Raw genomic sequence first — 15,570 nt, forward strand, 5'->3', positions numbered from 1 at the left:
GACCCTTGACGTGACCCGTGGCGCGAGCCTCAGACTTCGGGGCGCAGCATCGGCGGGTTGAGCAGCGTCGCGCCGCCGGCACGGAAGAGCTGAGCGGGGCGGCCACCCTGGCGCGTGGTCGTACCACCGGTGGGGACGAGGAAGCCCGGTGTGCCGGTCACCTTGCGGTGGAAGTTGCGCGGGTCGAGCACGACGCCCCACACGGCCTCGTACACGCGGCGCAGCTCGCCGACGGTGAACTCGGGCGGGCAGAAGGCCGTCGCAAGCGACGAGTACTCGATCTTCGAACGTGCGCGCTCCACGCCGTCCGACAGGATCTGCGCGTGATCGAAGGCGAGCGGCGCCGCCTGCTCGTCCTCACGTCCGTATCCACCCTGGTTGAGCAGTGCCTCGACCGGCGCCCAGCGCGCGCTGTTCGCGTCGCCGCCGGCTCGCGGGGCGGGAAGGTCGGGAGCGAGCGCGAGGTGGGCGACGCTGACGACCCGCATCCGCGGATCACGCTTGGGGTCGCCGTACGTGGCCAACTGCTCCAGGTGTGCGCCGTTCGCCTGGGCCGGGGAGTCCGGATCGTGCGCGCACAGCCCCGTCTCCTCGACCAACTCCCGCGCGGCGGCCGCCGACAAGTCCTCGTCGTCGCGCACGAATCCGCCGGGCAGCGCCCATCGCCCCTGGAACGGCGACTCGCCCCGGCGTACGGCAAGCGCGCAGAGCGCATGACGACGTACGGTCAGCACGACCAGATCGACGGTGACAGCAAACGGCGGGAAGGCCGACGGGTCGTAGGGCGACATGCCGCGATCATAGTCGTCTGCCTGACGATAAACAGCTCCTCCGGCATCCGAACCCGGCCGGATTCACCGGCCCTCGCGTCGGGTTTAGGCCACACCCGTCGGAGGCGAGCCACCCCGGCCGAAGGTCCCTCCCTCGTGGGCCACACCTCCGCTGCACCCTTCGTCCTGGTCCGTACGTCATACCCCCAGCTGCAGCCCGTCGGCCGCTTCCTCGACCATGGCGAGGCCGAGTCGGCTGACGCGCACGGAGAACGGCGCGCCCGCGACGCGCAGCGACGTCAGCCCCAGTTCCCCCAGGGGTGCGCTGCGGACGGGACTGAGCGTCACCGTGCCCGACGGGGCGTCGGGCCGGATCCCGGCGAGTGCGGTGAGGAGCTGCACCCCGGCAGCCGCGGTGGTGGCCGCCGGGCGGCAGGCCGCGGGGTGCGGCAACGGAGCACCGCCCTCCGTGCGCTGCTCCCCCGCGTACATCTCAGGCAGCCGGTGGCCGAACGTCTCGGCCGCCGCCATCACCCCTCGCAGCAGCGCGCTCGCCTCCTTCTCGTAGCCCGCGGCGGCCAGACCCGCGACGGCGACCGCCGTCTCATGGATGCGGACCGCCCCGCCACGATGTCCGAAAGGGTTGTACGCCGCTTCCTTGACGCCCAGGCTCCGCAGTCCCCACCCCGAGTCCATGGCGGGCCCGCCCAGCAGCCGGGCGAGCTGCTCCGTCCGCACCTTGTCCAGCAGCCCTGGCGCGAGCACGCCCCCTCCGAGCAGCCCCGTGTCGAGGAGGTGCGCGGCTCCGCCGGTGAGCAGCGGCACGGGGCGGCCGTCGGCCAGGCAGGCCGCGGCGGGCCGGCCACCCGCCCGGTCCTCCACCCAGAAGTCCTCCCGGAAGGTGCCCCTCAGCCGCTCCGCCCACTGGCGCAGTCCGGCACCGCCCGGGCGGCCGTGGGCATCCAGCAGGTCGGCGCCGAGCAGCGCGGCCCGGTGGGCATGGGCCTGGGTCTCGCAGCGCGCGGGCCCTCCCGGGTACGGGTCCGGCAGGAACCCCCGGTCGCCCACCGCGGCGAGCAGCCACCGCAGGCAGCGCTCGGCCGCCGGCAGCAACTCCTCCACTTCCTGAGCCGATGCCCCCCAACGCCACGCCTCCGCCAACAGCACCGGAAAGAGCAGCGTCGCCTCGACCCCCGTGCACCCGGGCGGCAGATGCGGCCCCGCGTTCCGCAGCGGCCCGGGGATCATGCCCACCCGTGGCCCCTTGCCCGTGAGTTGACGGCGGGCCAGCGTGCGCAGTGTCCCCATGGCGATCCCGGTGCCGAGCGGCAGGGCCATCCGGGCGGCGGCGAGCGCCTCGGCCGGTGCGAGTCCGCAGCGCCACGGCGCCCCCGCGGCCAGGTGGAGATCGGTCGGGTGCTCGGGGTCCCGCAGCAGCAGCGCCTGGAGATCCTCCACGGACCGGTCCAGCAGGGCGCGGGCCCCGGGGTCGTCGCCCGCGGCCCGTGCCGTGGCGAGCGAACGGGACATCGCGTGCCCGACCGCCCTCACCGGGCCCGCGCCCTCCGGCCGGACGCGCAGCTCCAGGCTCCAGGCGCCGCCCGGCGCCAGCTCCACCTCCCAGCGCAGCAGTCCGGCCGAGGCCAGTGCGTCCGCGGGCGCCGGGTGTGCGGTGACCACACAGGTGCCCGACGGCGAGGACCAACGCATTCCGGAGTCGTGGACCGTGGGGGGCAGTTCGGGGCCCGTGGTGCCGAAGGCGACTGCTCCGAGCTCCGCCAGATCCGTGCCGAGCGACACCTCCACCGGTAGTCGCAGGGGCCGGCCGGCGGCACTGCGCAGAATGATCCGCTCCGTGCCGTCCGCGTACCGGGTCCGCTCGACGATCACTTCCGGATCCGGGCCGCCGTCCGCGGCAGGACGCAGCGTCGCCGTGAAGCGGGCATGGTCGGCCGAGAGCATCCGTGCCTGCACGGCGATCGGCTCGCGCCCCGCCACTCGTAGCTGACAGCGGGACAGCAGCCTGCGCCCGGCTCGGTAGAACCCCTCGAGTCCGCGTCCGGTCAACTGCCCCTGGTCGGTGGAGATCGCGAGTGCGGGCAGGGCGACACAGATCAGCGTGGCGTGCGCGGGCGGCAACTGCGCGAGGCGACGCGGCGCGGGAGCCGCGGGAGCCTGCGTGGATCCGCCCGGAGAGAGCGGGGAGCCCGGCACAGGCCTTTGGGGACCCCCTCTGCCGGAGAGGGGGGACGAGGCGGGCAGGGGCATGGGATGGCCTCTTCTGCGCTGTCCGCGCTACGGGGAGTCGGGGGCCGTACGGCGGATCGACCCAGGCACGGGTACCGCCTTTCAGGTGAACGGACCTGCCCCGCACCAAGTCACGCCTACCGGACGGGAAGCCACTCGCCCGGCCCTGGCCTCCCCCGTACGGCAGGACGGTCGGCACTTGTCCACCCCCTGGCCCCAGGACGTGCCGCACATCGGCTTTCACGTGTCGTTCCTCGAGGTGCGACGGATGGTGCTGCGTCGGTTCTGTGGCCCCGTGGTCGGCCTGTCGGCGCTCCGTGCGCCAGTGCCGCCCTTCGGACGTGCGGGACGGCGGCGTCGAGCGGCGACGACACCCACCGGCTCACCCGAGGGCTCCGCGAGCTCCGAAGCCGACGAAGACGACGAAGGCTCCGCTGGCCCCGAAGGTTCCGCAGGCCCCGAAGGCCCCGAAGGCCCCGAAGGCCCCGAGGAGAGTGGCAGTTCGGTCTGCACTCCCGTGGCACTGCGGTCCCTCCGCTCCGTGCGCAAGCAGCGGCGGATCGGCTCGGGGTCCAGACCTCCGGCGCACGCGTGGTGCAGGAGTTGCGCGAAGGTGTACCTCGGATCGGCGCACAGCGCCATGGCCAGGGCTTCCTGGCCCTCCGTGGTGTCGCCGAGGGACCACGCGACCCAGCCCGCGAGCGACAGCGGTGCCGCCGCGTGCTCCTTGTAGGCCCCGACGCAGCGGCGGGCCAGGACCCTCCAGAGCCGAAGCGCCGATGCCGCCACATCGCCTTCCATCCACTCCGCGGCCCGATCGCGCGTCGTACGGTCCTGCAGGCCGAGGATCAGCGCGGCGGCCTCGTCGTGCGCGAGGAGCTCGTCGTCCTGGAGGTCCGCCTCAAGCCGGTCGCCGACCGTCGGCGCGGCAGCCATGCGCGCCATGATCCGTCGGGCCAGGTCGAGCGTGTCAGCGGCGACCTCGGCCTGCCCGTCCTCCCCCAGCATCCGGTGCACGAGCGCCATCCCCGCCGCGTCGAGCGCGGCTTCCTGGTCGGCTGCGGCAACGGATTCCCAGGGAGTCAACCGCGCCCGGATCTCCCGCGTGGTGGTGCCTACCTGGACGCCGGCGTAAGCCGTGGCGGCGGCCAGAACCGAGGTGCCGGGACGCAGCAGTGGCACGCCCTCCGGCGGGCAGCATTGCTGGTTCGGGCAGCAGTAGGTCCAGAAGGTGCCCGCCGAGATGCACACGACCTCGAACACGGGGACGTCGAGCCTTCCGCAGGCGGTGCGGAGCACCTGTGCCAGGGGGCGCAGGCGCTCCATGACCTGCCGGCCGGTTTCGGCGCCGACCGGTTCCGCGCACAGGAAGGCCACGATGCCGTCAGGCCGGGCGCCGCGCCGCTCACAGCCGCCCACCAGGCACTGGGCGAGCTGCTCCGCGATGGGCGGCCAGTCCTCCGCACGCCCGGGAATGCCGAGGCGCACCCGGCCGCCGAACCGCCCCCGCTCGCCGTGCAGGGCGATGAGGACGACGCTCTCCTCGGGCCTGAACCCGAGCAAGTACGGCAGGGCGTCCGCGAGTTCGGCGGGGGTGCGCAGGGTGACCATGGTCTCGTCGATGGACGCGGTTCGCTCGGTCGAGTTGGCGGAGTCGATGGGGCTGGTCGAGTCGATCGGGTCGTTTTGCTCGCTGTGGTTCGTCATGCGCCGACTCTCCCGCGGATGACCAGGTTCCGGTTTGCCCTGTGGATAAGTACGGTCAGGGCCACGCCAAGAGTTATCCACAGTCCGGCGGACCCGTTCGCCTAATGTCAGACCCATCGGGTTGCATGGGGGCATGAGCAACGAAGATCTGCGCACGGCGGCCGATGCCGTACTCGCCCGCCTCGTCGGCGGCCCCGCGCACGCGAGCGGCGAGGCGTCTCCGTCAGATGGTCCACGGCTGCGCGAGGACCAGTGGCGCGCGATCGAAGCGCTCGTCGCCGACAAGCGGCGGGCACTGGTCGTGCAGCGCACGGGCTGGGGAAAGTCCGCCGTGTACTTCGTCGCGACCGCCCTGCTGCGGGAGCGGGGCAGTGGCCCCACCGTGATCGTCTCCCCACTGCTCGCGCTCATGCGCAACCAGGTGGAGTCGGCGGCGCGAGCCGGGATCCGCGCCCGCACGATCAACTCCTCCAACACCGAGGAGTGGGAGACCATCCAGGCCGAGGTCGCCTCCGGCGACGTGGACGTCCTCCTCGTCAGCCCGGAGCGGCTGAACAACCCGGACTTCCGTGATCAGGTCCTGCCCAAGCTCGCCGCCGCGACCGGTCTGCTCGTGGTCGACGAGGCGCACTGCATCTCGGACTGGGGCCACGACTTCCGGCCCGACTACCGACGGCTGCGCACGATGCTCGCCGACCTTCCCCCCGGCGTCCCCGTCCTGGCGACCACGGCGACGGCCAACGCGCGCGTGACGGCTGACGTGGCCGAGCAGCTGGGCACTGGCGGCAGTTCGGACGCGCTCGTGCTGCGTGGCCCCCTCGACCGCGAGAGCCTGAGCCTGAGCGTCCTGCAACTCCCCAATGCGGCGCACCGGCTGGCCTGGCTCGCCGACCATCTGAACGAACTGCCGGGCTCGGGGATCATCTATACGCTCACCGTCGCAGCGGCCGAGGAGATCACCACCTTCCTGCGGCAGTGCGGGCACACCGTCACCTCCTACACCGGAAAGACGGAGAACGCGGACCGCCAGCAGGCCGAGGAGGATCTGCTCGCCAACCGCGTGAAGGCCCTGGTCGCCACCTCCGCCCTGGGGATGGGCTTCGACAAGCCCGACCTCGGTTTCGTGGTGCATCTCGGCTCCCCCTCATCCCCGATCGCGTACTACCAGCAGGTCGGTCGCGCGGGCCGAGGTGTCGATCACGCGGAGGTGCTCCTCCTTCCGGGCAAGGAGGACGAAGCGATCTGGAACTACTTCGCCTCGCTCGCCTTCCCGCCGGAGGAGCAGGTCCGGCGCACGCTGGACGTGCTGGCGCAGGCGGGCAGGCCACTGTCGCTGCCCGCCCTGGAGCCGCTGGTCGAGCTGCGCCGGTCACGCCTGGAGACGATGCTCAAGGTCCTCGACGTGGACGGAGCGGTGCGGCGCGTCAAGGGCGGCTGGACCTCCACCGGGATGCCCTGGGCGTACGACGCCGAGCGGTATGCCTGGGTCGCCAAGCAGCGGCAGACGGAACAGCAGGCGATGCGGGACTACGCCACGACCGCCGGCTGCCGGATGGAGTTCCTGCGACGGCAGCTGGACGACGAGGCAGCCGCCCCCTGCGGCCGCTGCGACAACTGCGCGGGAGCACGCTTCACGGACGCCGTGTCATCCGGGGCGCTCGACACAGCGAAGGGCGAACTGGTCCGCGCGGGCGTCGATGTGGAGCCCCGCAGGATGTGGCCGACCGGGCTCGCCGCGATCGGCGTCGACCTGAAGGGACGCATCCCCGCCGGGGAACAGGCAGCGCAGGGCCGGGCGTTGGGGCGTCTCTCGGACATCGGGTGGGGCAACAGGCTCCGGCCGATGCTCTCGCCGCAGGCCCCTGACGGGCCGGTGCCCGACGATGTGGCGGACGCCGTGGTCGGTGTCCTCGCCGACTGGGCGAAGGGCCCCGGTGGCTGGGCATCGGGCAACGCCGACGCGCAGCCGCGACCGGCCGGTGTCGTGACCATGTCCTCGCACACCAGGCCCCAGCTGATCCAGTCGCTGGGTGCGCGGATCGCGGAGATCGGCCGCCTGCCCCTCCTCGGCTCCATCGAGTACGCCGCCGGGGCCGATACGACGCACGTTCCGAGGAGCAACAGCGCCCAGCGCCTGCGCGCCCTCGACGGAACACTGTCCGTGCCCCCGGAGCTCGCCGCGGCGCTCCAGGAAGCGGGCGGCCCCGTACTGCTCGTGGACGATCTGACGGACAGCGGCTGGACCCTGGCGGTCGCCGCGCGCATGCTCCGCCGAGCCGGAGCCAAGGGAGTGTTGCCGCTGGTCCTGGCTGTACAGGGCTGACGGAAGCGTCAATGGGGGGCGCCTTGGGCAGGGATATAGAAGGCGCATCACCAAATACCGGTCGGCGGCCTCAATTGCGCGTTGCCGCAAGGCAATTCGACGGGAAGAATTGGTGGCGCTCCCCACGCGGCTCCCCGTGCGCCCGGCAGCACTGTGCCGCGGTGCGCTCCCCAGTCCGACCCCGCCCTCTGGGCGCGTAGCCGAAGGGAGGACCGTGACCTTCGGATTCGCTCCGTCCGCTGCGGCATCGATGTCGGAGTCCTCGACGTCGGCTGAGATGTCCGCCGATCCCGCCAACCGACTGACCCGGATGCTGGAGCCCGCGGAGTGGTCAGCCGCCGGGATTCCCTTGCTGCGCAACCCACGTGAGGTCGTCAGCGGCCTGCACGCCCGGCATCGTCCGACGCCCGCGACAGCCGTCGTCGCCGTCCTCGATCCGGAGGAACGGCTGCGGGCGAGCGCCTCGTTCACCCGTCGGCCGAGCGCGGCGGACGGCTGGGTCTTCCGTAACGCCCTGCTCGCGCAGTTGCGTCGGATCATCCCGCACGATCTGCGGCGCCGCACACCGGTGCGTACGGCTGTCCTGCTCTACTGCCGTGACGGTGACGCGCGTTGGACGCAGGAGGACGGGGCGTGGATGTGGGGGCTGCGGGACGCCTGCACGCTGCACGGGCTGCGGTGCGGCGCGTACATCACGTTGACCCGTGATGGCTGGCAGGTACTCGGCGAGGGGCGCGGCGGCCGTCGGCCGAGCACCGGCTCACAGCCCGAGACCTTCGCCGACACCGATCCGCCGCCACCACGCACCGGCGGCGCCGCGTCCGACGTCCTGCGCCGAGCGGCGGCACGCTGAGTCGTCCGCCGCACCACCCGCCGCGAAGCGGGCCACAGGCATGGACCGGCGCGCGCCCGCCGGCAGCGTCGCGTGACAACGCGACACGCACAGTCAGAGGCTCACTCGGCCATGCCGTCGAAACCGGTCGCTCCACGCCGCGACTTCGTCCGCCTGACGACGAACGTCAGGCAGGCGAAGCCGAGGCGCGGATGTCGGACAGCGAGCGTCAGACGCCCGCGCCCAGCATCGCGTTGATCCGCTGCGGGTCACCGCAGACGATCAGCAGGGCTCCGGCTCGGGCGAGCGCCGTCGGCAGCGCGCCGACCGCGATCTCCTCGCTGCCGCCGTTGATGGCGACGACGACCACGGGGCGGGACACGGCACGGTCCAGGGCGGCGGCGTCCGCGTAGAAGACGTCGTCACCCGCGTCGTGCTGAGCCCAGTAGGAGACCTCGCCGAACGACAGCTCGTGCGTGGCCCACGGGTGCGGGTCGCCGGTGGTGATCACCAGCACCTCACCCGGAGCGCGACCCGAGTCGAGCAGCAGGTCAACGGCTTCCTCGGCGGCGTCGAGCGCCCCCTCGACGGGAGCCGGGATCAGCTGGATCTGCGGAACCGAAGCGCCGGCGTCCGTTGCGGGGCCCGCGGGGACACGAGCGGGAGCGACGGAGGATCCGGGAACAGCCGGGGCGGACGGAGCGGGCTTGGCGGCCGGCTCACGCGACGTGCGCTGCGCCGGCGGCGTCGGCCGGGCGGGGCCCGGTCGGCCAGGACGCGGCGCGGCCGCGGGACGCGGGCCGGGTACGGGGCGGGGGGTCGGCGTGATGCGGCCACTGGCCGGGGTCACGCGGGGACCCTGGGCACTCTCGTGAATCTGAGGCTCCTCGGGACTGAGAGGCATGCGTTGTTATTTATCAAACGCCGGTGCGGGTGGCATCGGCGGGGGGGGCACTTGAGTGCGATGGGAACTGCCGGAAGTGTCAGAAATCGAAGCCGAGCTGGCCCTCGATCTCCGGAACACTTCCATCCGCCCAGCTGCGGGCCTTCTTGAGGTGCCGCCACTGGGGCAGCGCATCAAGATACGCCCACGACATCCGGTGGTACGGGGTGGGCCCCCGCTCCGCCAGCGCGGCCTTGTGCACCGGCGACGGATAGCCGGCGTTGGCCGCAAAACCGAAGTCTGCATGTTCGATACCCAGTTCGGCCATCATTTTGTCGCGCCGAACCTTCGCGATCACCGAAGCCGCAGCGACGGCCACACAGGATTGGTCGCCCTTGATCACCGTACGAACCTGCCACGGAATCCCGAGATAGTCGTGTTTCCCGTCGAGGATCACCGCTTCCGGACGCACCGGAAGCGCCTCCAGGGCGCGCGTCGCGGCGAGCCGCAGCGCGGCGGTCATCCCCATGTCGTCGATCTCCTCGGGCGAGGAGTGCCCCAGGGCGTAGGCCGTGACCCAGCTCTCCAGCTCCCCCGCGAGCGTGGTGCGCCGCTTGGGAGTGATCAGCTTGGAGTCGGTGAGCCCTTCGGGCGGCCTGCGCAGTCCCGTGATCGCCGCGCATACGGTGACCGGTCCCGCCCACGCGCCGCGCCCGACTTCGTCGACTCCGGCAACGATCTTCGCTCCGGTGGTAGCGCGAAGGGAGCGCTCGACGGTGTGGGTGGGTGGTTCGTACGGCATGGCGCCTGACAGCGTACGCCGCCGCATGCCACCGGCGACACCCAGGTCTACCGACGAAGCAGCGGAACCATGACCTGATCGATCAGCTCGGTGAACTCCTCGTCCCTCCATTCGCTCCCGCACACCTTGGACCGGTACATCATCATCGCCGGAATGACATCGCATACGTAGGGATTCATGGCCTCGGCACGGACCTCTCCGCGCTCGACCCCGCGGCGTACGACCTCTTGGATCAGCCCCACGCTCGGCCCGATGACCCCATCGAAGATCACGCCATGGAACCGCTCGGCCGTCACCGTGTCGCACTCGTGAAGGACCGCGCGAAGAGCGAATCCGGGCCGCGAGAACATCGCCTCACGCATCTGCCTGCACAGCTGGAGGAGGTCTTCCCTGACCCCTCCGCAGTCCGGTGCGGAGTCCAGTCTCGGGAGGCCGGACCGCAGCGCGTCGACGACGAGGTCCTCCTTGGAGGGCCAGCGGCGATAGACGGCGGCCTTGCCGGTCTGCGCGCCCGCGGCCACGCCCTCCATCGTCAGGCCGGCCCAGCCGACGGTGCTGAGCTGTTCGAGCGTGGCCTCGAGGATCGCCCGTTCGAGGACGGGGCCCCGGCGGCGCAGGGAGGCCGTTTGAGCGGATGCGGCGCTCCAGCGCGAAGTAACCATCGACATCTCTCCGTTGGAGTACGAGGCAGTATCAGTGAACGGTTGCGTTCACTGTTGGGGAGTCACTACCGTTGACGGGACAGTGAACGGGAGCGTTCACTAACGCACTTGTGGGGGACCCATAGTGACAACCTCTCAGTTATCCAAAGACCGGAAGCCCGGCGCCGCCCGCCGAGAAGGCCGGCCCGGTATCGCCCTGACCGTCATCGCGGCCTGCCAACTCATGGTGGTCCTCGACGCCACGATTGTGAACATCGCGCTCCCGCACATTCAGGACGCGCTCGAATTCTCCACCACCGACCTCACTTGGGTCGTCAGCGCGTACACCCTCACCTTTGGTGGCCTGCTGCTTCTCGGCGGTCGGGCCGGTGACATCCTCGGCCGCCGCCGCGTCTTCATGACCGGCATCCTGGTCTTCACCCTCGCCTCGCTCCTGGGCGGATTCGCGCAGGAGCCCTGGCAGTTGCTGGTCGCGCGGGCCCTGCAGGGTGTAGGTGGCGCGATCGCGTCGCCCACCTCTCTCGCCCTCATCACCACGACGTTTCCCGAAGGCCCCGAGCGCAACCGCGCCTTCGGTGTGTTCGCGGCCGTCTCCGCGGGCGGCGGCGCCATCGGCCTGCTGGCCGGCGGCATGCTCACCGAGTGGCTCGACTGGCGCTGGGTGCTGTTCGTGAACGTGCCCATCGGCATCCTGATCGCCTTCCTCACCCCGCTCTACATCAGCGAGTCCGAGCGCCATCCGGGCCGTTTCGACATCGCGGGCGCCCTCACGTCGACCCTCGGCATGGCCTCCCTGGTCTACGGATTCATCCGGGCGGCCGAGGACGGCTGGAGCGACAGCCTCACCGTGGGGTCGTTCGCCGCGGCGATCGTGCTGCTCCTCGCCTTCGCCCTGATCGAGAGCCGGGCGAAGGAACCGATCACTCCGCTGAAGATGTTCGCCGACCGCAACCGCTCCGGCTCGTACGTGATCATGCTCAGTCTGGCCGCGGCGATGTTCGGCATGTTCTTCTTCATCGTGCTCTTCGTCCAGAACGTCCTGGGCTACACACCGATCGAGGCGGGCCTCGCCTTCCTGCCGGTCACCGTCGCGATCGTGGCGGGCGCGGGCATCTCCCAACGGCTGCTTCCCACCCTCGGCCCCAAGCCGTTCATGGTGATCGGTTCGGCCCTCGTCGCCGTCGGGCTCGGCTGGCAGACCCTCATCAGCCCGGACAGCTCGTACGTGAGCGGAGTACTCGGCCCGATGCTCCTGTTCGGCTTCGGCATGGGTCTGAACTTCGTGACCCTGACACTGACAGCCGTCTCCGGAGTGGCCCCACACGAGGCGGGCGCGGCATCAGGGCTGCTCAACGCGACGCAACAGGTGGGCGGTTCGCTCGGCCTCTCCATCCTGACCACGGTGTTCGGCACGGCGAGCCGCAACGAGGGCAAGGAACAGATGGCGGACTTCATGGCGAACGCATCGCCGGAACAGAAGGCCGCGTTCGCCAAGACCGGCGAGCTGCCCGCGCCCTGGGGACACGAAGTGCTGGCCGAGGGGATCTCGACGGCCTTCCTGCCGGCCGTCGCCATGGCCCTGCTCGCCCTGGTCACCGCGCTGGTGGTGGTCAGGGTGCGCAAGAGCGACCTGGACGCGTTGTCCGGTACGGCGAGCGCGGCGGGTCCCGCCGGCGGCTGACCGGCGCGCACGCGTATGTGCCGGGTCGCCCGCGGCGGGGGGGGAGCGACCCGGCATCGCCGCCGCGGACGACGGCTGCCGCACTCCCTTCGCCCAGGAAACCGGCGACCCGGCCGTGCGCGACTCAGCGGTACGACGGCTCCTCGCCATCATCCGTGCAGCCGGCCGGGGGAGCCTCGGGCGGGTGGTCCTCGAGGATCTCCCTGGCCCGCGCCTCCCCCAGGCTGGTGGCGTACCAAGGCCCGCGCTCGGAGCCGAGGCTCGTCTCCAGGCCATCGAGGACGCAGGAGCGCAGCGGTTCCGGCAGGGCGTCGAGGGCCGGAGCCGCATCGGCGGACAGCCCCCGCGCGTACTCCAGGTCGAACTTCCCGGTGTCTTCGTAGCGCTGCACGTTGCGCTCGGCGATGAGTCCGTCGGGCGAGAGGAGCCCGAAGGCCAGTACACCGGCGGCGGCGCTCGCGGCAACGGCGCGCGGCAACCAACGCGCGCCCCACACTCCGGCCGCCATGATCAGGACGATGACGAGGCCGAGCCAGAGCTCCACGGCCACGACGGACACCCTCAGCCTGGTCAGGCCGTACGCCTCGACGTACATGTCCATGCGCCGCACCGCCGACGCGACGACGACGAGTGTGAGCGCGCAGAGCGTGCCGAGCACGGCGTGCACCAGACCTCGGTCGCGCGCCCCGCCCCGGGGCGCCCAGCGCAGGGCGAGGACGATGACGACCAGAGTGAGCAGCGTGGCGAGCAGCAGCTGCCAGAAGCCCTGGCGCGCGTAGGCGGCGTACGAGAGGTCGGTCTTCTCCAGGACCGCGTCGTAGCCGCCGAAGAGCACGGCGAGCTGCACCACGTTGAACGCCGCGAACAGCAGGTTCAGGACGATCAGCGGCAGCGCCCACTCGACGCGGCCCCGCTCCCGTCCGGGTCCCACGACGAGCCGGTCCCACCGCACGGGCGCGGCAGCGGTGTGTGCCGCGGCGAGCGCCCCTACGACGCCGGCCGCGAAGAGCAGCAGACGCCATGGCCCGTCGGCGACGGAGGCATCCGGCATCAGATCGCCGAGCAGCCCCGCGAAGGCGGCGTCGGCCCCGGCGAACAGTGCGCCGAAGACCACCAGCAGCACGGCGGTCACCGCGACCGCCCGCAGCACGGGTCCGCTCCTGGACCCGCTCGCGCGGTCCCGCACCCCGCGCCATCCCCAGCCGAGGCCCGAGAGCACCGCTTCGAAGAGACCGACCGGACCGAGCAGCACGCCGGGCCAGGTACGGCAGCCGTGCAGGGCGAGCGAGCCGAGGCCGACGGCGGCGACGATGGCGAGGAACGAGGGCCAGCCCGCGTCCCGCAGGGCGGGCACGGCAAGCAGCGCGAGGCCGCCGACCGCCCAGGCAAGCGTCCATGGGCGGGGCCTGCGACCGGCCTGCTCGGCGGCGAAGTACGCGGCGAGCGCGGCGGGCACGGCGACGATCAGGAGGTTGATCGCGAGCCCGTCGCCGAGCAGCAGCATGCTCAGCAGGCCGGTCGCGAGCACCGCGCCGAGTGTGCCCGCGCGGACCGGGGCCGGCGGCTCGGAACGCAGGTCGGCCAACAACGGCTCGTGCTTGTACGCGCCCTCCGGGTACGCCCAGTCGGTACGAGGCCCTGGAACGCCCTCCGCGGCACGCGGCCGGGGCACGGCGTCCTGGGGTTCCTCAGGCGCCTCGATGTGGCTGTCGCCGTCCGCTCGCCGCGGCTCTGGCCGCTCTGGCGGCTCTTTGGCTGGCTCTCCTGCCGAAGGTGCTGGTGAATCTTCCACATCTGATGGCTCAGGCGTGGACGGTGAATCGGACACGGGACCCCCTCCCGGCCGGTCCGCGCACGCGGCAGACGGCACGCAGGCGTGGCGGGGCCGCCGGGCGACCGGCATCTCGTTGAGGCGCAAGCCATGATCAACTCGCGGCCTGCCGGAAAGAGTAGCCGGGCTGCCGACGGCGGCCCCCACACCGGCCATGCTGTGGCATGACCGTGACAGTCACCCCGGAACCACCGGGTCAGCTCGCCGGAATCCCTGGGTCGGCCCGCTGTGAGCGCCGAAGTCAGCCCGCCGTGAGCGGCACCCAGCCAGGCAGCACCTCGGTCCGCTCCAGCCACGCGTCGGAGGGCGCTCCGCCCTCACCGGCGCCGACCACTCCGCCCACGATGGCGCAGGTCGTGTCCATGTCGCCGCCCACCTGGGCGGTGGACCAGATGGCCTGCTCGTAGGCGCCCAGGCCACGGGCGGCCGACCACAGCGCGAACGGCACCGTGTCATGGGCCGTCGTGCGGCGGCCGCAGCCGAGGACCGCGGCGACCGTCGCCGCGTCCCCGTAGTCGAGCATGTCCCGCGCGCGGCGGAGCCCCGCTCCCACGGCGCTGCGGGGCACGAGGTCGATCACGCCGTCGAGCAACGCCTTGGGCGCGGGCAGCCCCGCGGGATCGGCCGCGAGCGCCGTGGCGGCGGCCACCGCCATGGCTCCCACGACCGCCTCACGGTGCTGGTGCGTGGGGTAGGCGGAGATCTCCGCCTGGTGGGTCGCCTGCTCCGGATCGTCCGCGTACCAGGCGCCGAGCGGGGCGATCCGCATGGCCGCCCCGTTGCCCCAGGAGCCCTGTCCCTTGAACAGCGCGGAGGCCAGCTCCCGCCAGTCACCGCCCTCCCGGACCTGCCTGAGCAGCCGGTTCACGGCAGGGCCGTAGCCGCGGTCGAAGTCGTGGTGCTCGGCGAAGGACAGGGCCAGGGCGTCCTGGTCGATCCGGTCGTGCCGGATCAGGACCGCGAGCACGGAACAGGCCATCTCGGTGTCGTCGGTCCACTGCCAGGGGCCTGGGGGCGCCTCGCGGCGCTTCAGCAGGGGGTAGTTCGCGGGCACGAAGAACTGTGAGCCCAGCGCGTCCCCCACCGCCAGTCCGCGCAGGCTGGCCAGAGCGCGGGCCAGGCGCCGGTCGGGAGAGGAGTCAGCGGTCATCGCCCTGCCACTCTATCCGGTGACGCCGTAGGGTTCGGGTTCGCGCCAGCGTTCGAACGGCCGGTCCATTGTGTACTTGCCGTCGTCGCCGAGCACCAGCGTCCTCATCTCGCCGTTCCCGGGGTTGGACAGCGACTCGAACTCCGCCACCGACCAGTGGAACCAGCGCATGCAGAAAAGCCGCATGGTCAGGCCATGGGTGACAAGAAGGACGTTCGGCGGATGGTCCGAGGCCTCGAAGCTCCGGTAGAGGCTCTCCAGGAACGCGCCCACCCTGTCGTACACGTCGGCACCCGACTCACCCTGGGCGAAGCGGTAGAAGAAGTGCCCGTACGCGTCGCGGTAGGCCTTCTGCAGTCGGACGTCGTCCCTGTCCTGCCAGTTTCCCCAGTCCTGCTCCCGAAGTCGCGGTTCCTCGCGGATTCTCACCAGCTCGGGGTCGAGCCGCAGGGCCCGGAAGGTCTCGTGGGTACGGCGGTAGGGCGAGACGTACACGCTCACCCGCTCCCGGCCGACGACCTCCCGTAGCTGCTCACCCGTCTCCTCCGCCTGGCGCCAGCCCTTCTCGGTGAGCGCCAGCGCGTGATCGGGTTCGCGTTCGTACACGGTGTCGTCGGCGTTTCCGGCCGACTCGCCGTGCCGGACAAGGAAGATGCGCTGCGGACGTGCCATACGGAAACCC

General features: G+C 71.8%; 12 protein-coding genes. 3 read left to right on the top strand and 9 right to left on the bottom strand.

Annotated features, from left to right (window positions below):
- Positions 1–29: 29 nt before the first annotated feature.
- The 3 genes from ACWGIH_RS13745 to ACWGIH_RS13755 all read right to left on the bottom strand — a co-directional run bounded on the left by ACWGIH_RS13745 (position 30) and on the right by ACWGIH_RS13755 (position 4,724).
- Positions 30–791, bottom strand: coding sequence for an NUDIX hydrolase (locus ACWGIH_RS13745; RefSeq protein ID WP_453443384.1), 762 nt, complete (start codon positions 789–791; stop codon positions 30–32).
- A gap of 177 nt (positions 792–968) precedes the next feature.
- The gene (locus tag ACWGIH_RS13750) at positions 969–3,038 is read right to left on the bottom strand and encodes a glycogen debranching N-terminal domain-containing protein (protein WP_453443386.1); all 2,070 of its coding nucleotides are present in this window, start codon (positions 3,036–3,038) and stop codon (positions 969–971) included.
- Positions 3,039–3,257: 219 nt separating this feature from the next.
- Complete coding sequence (locus tag ACWGIH_RS13755) at positions 3,258–4,724, bottom strand: DUF4192 domain-containing protein (protein ID WP_453443387.1); 1,467 nt, start codon at positions 4,722–4,724, stop codon at positions 3,258–3,260.
- Positions 4,725–4,857: 133 nt separating this feature from the next.
- On the opposite strand from ACWGIH_RS13755, the gene ACWGIH_RS13760 reads away from it, so the two are divergent.
- On the top strand, positions 4,858–7,047 hold the full coding sequence (locus tag ACWGIH_RS13760) for a RecQ family ATP-dependent DNA helicase (protein ID WP_453443388.1): 2,190 nt from the start codon (positions 4,858–4,860) through the stop codon (positions 7,045–7,047).
- Between the two features lie 214 nt (positions 7,048–7,261).
- The gene (locus tag ACWGIH_RS13765; RefSeq protein WP_453443389.1) at positions 7,262–7,900 is read left to right on the top strand and encodes a hypothetical protein; all 639 of its coding nucleotides are present in this window, start codon (positions 7,262–7,264) and stop codon (positions 7,898–7,900) included.
- A 208-nt stretch (positions 7,901–8,108) separates the two neighbouring features.
- On the opposite strand, the gene ACWGIH_RS13770 is transcribed toward ACWGIH_RS13765, so the two are convergent.
- From ACWGIH_RS13770 to ACWGIH_RS13780, 3 genes are all read right to left on the bottom strand, one after another.
- Complete coding sequence (locus tag ACWGIH_RS13770; protein WP_453443390.1) at positions 8,109–8,783, bottom strand: hypothetical protein; 675 nt, start codon at positions 8,781–8,783, stop codon at positions 8,109–8,111.
- 79 nt (positions 8,784–8,862) lie between these two features.
- Complete coding sequence (locus ACWGIH_RS13775) at positions 8,863–9,564, bottom strand: ribonuclease HII (RefSeq protein WP_453443487.1); 702 nt, start codon at positions 9,562–9,564, stop codon at positions 8,863–8,865.
- Positions 9,565–9,611: 47 nt separating this feature from the next.
- A complete protein-coding gene (locus ACWGIH_RS13780) occupies positions 9,612–10,226 on the bottom strand; it encodes a TetR/AcrR family transcriptional regulator (protein WP_453443488.1) in 615 nt (204 codons plus the stop codon).
- 124 nt (positions 10,227–10,350) lie between these two features.
- Here ACWGIH_RS13780 and ACWGIH_RS13785 point away from each other — a divergent pair, with 124 nt between their 5' ends.
- Entirely contained in the window at positions 10,351–11,907 is a 1,557-nt protein-coding gene (locus tag ACWGIH_RS13785) for an MFS transporter (protein WP_453443391.1), read from the top strand.
- Positions 11,908–12,031: 124 nt separating this feature from the next.
- Here ACWGIH_RS13785 and ACWGIH_RS13790 read toward each other — a convergent pair whose 3' ends face one another.
- From ACWGIH_RS13790 to ACWGIH_RS13800, 3 genes are all read right to left on the bottom strand, one after another.
- Positions 12,032–13,810 carry a DUF4153 domain-containing protein gene (locus tag ACWGIH_RS13790; protein WP_453443489.1) on the bottom strand — a complete coding sequence of 593 codons (1,779 nt, stop codon included), beginning with the start codon at positions 13,808–13,810 and terminating at the stop codon, positions 12,032–12,034.
- A 169-nt stretch (positions 13,811–13,979) separates the two neighbouring features.
- On the bottom strand, positions 13,980–14,888 hold the full coding sequence (locus ACWGIH_RS13795) for an ADP-ribosylglycohydrolase family protein (protein WP_453443392.1): 909 nt from the start codon (positions 14,886–14,888) through the stop codon (positions 13,980–13,982).
- Between the two features lie 12 nt (positions 14,889–14,900).
- Positions 14,901–15,560 (bottom strand): histidine phosphatase family protein, encoded by a 660-nt coding sequence (locus ACWGIH_RS13800; protein WP_453443393.1) that lies wholly within the window; start codon positions 15,558–15,560, stop codon positions 14,901–14,903.
- Positions 15,561–15,570: the final 10 nt, after the last annotated feature.

Source organism: Streptomyces sp. NPDC054872 (assembly GCF_053610705.1).

Excerpts from the sequence above, each read along its gene's own strand:
- ACWGIH_RS13750 (WP_453443386.1), bottom strand. The coding sequence starts at position 3,038 with ATGCCCCTGCCCGCCTCGTCCCCCCTCTCCGGCAGAGGGGGTCCCCAA.
- ACWGIH_RS13760 (WP_453443388.1), top strand. The coding sequence starts at position 4,858 with ATGAGCAACGAAGATCTGCGCACGGCGGCCGATGCCGTACTCGCCCGC.
- ACWGIH_RS13780 (WP_453443488.1), bottom strand. The coding sequence starts at position 10,226 with ATGGTTACTTCGCGCTGGAGCGCCGCATCCGCTCAAACGGCCTCCCTG.
- ACWGIH_RS13790 (WP_453443489.1), bottom strand. The coding sequence starts at position 13,810 with ATGCCGGTCGCCCGGCGGCCCCGCCACGCCTGCGTGCCGTCTGCCGCG.
- ACWGIH_RS13775 (WP_453443487.1), bottom strand. The coding sequence starts at position 9,564 with ATGCCGTACGAACCACCCACCCACACCGTCGAGCGCTCCCTTCGCGCT.
- ACWGIH_RS13745 (WP_453443384.1), bottom strand. The coding sequence starts at position 791 with ATGTCGCCCTACGACCCGTCGGCCTTCCCGCCGTTTGCTGTCACCGTC.
- ACWGIH_RS13755 (WP_453443387.1), bottom strand. The coding sequence starts at position 4,724 with ATGACGAACCACAGCGAGCAAAACGACCCGATCGACTCGACCAGCCCC.
- ACWGIH_RS13800 (WP_453443393.1), bottom strand. The coding sequence starts at position 15,560 with ATGGCACGTCCGCAGCGCATCTTCCTTGTCCGGCACGGCGAGTCGGCC.
- ACWGIH_RS13795 (WP_453443392.1), bottom strand. The coding sequence starts at position 14,888 with ATGACCGCTGACTCCTCTCCCGACCGGCGCCTGGCCCGCGCTCTGGCC.
- ACWGIH_RS13770 (WP_453443390.1), bottom strand. The coding sequence starts at position 8,783 with ATGCCTCTCAGTCCCGAGGAGCCTCAGATTCACGAGAGTGCCCAGGGT.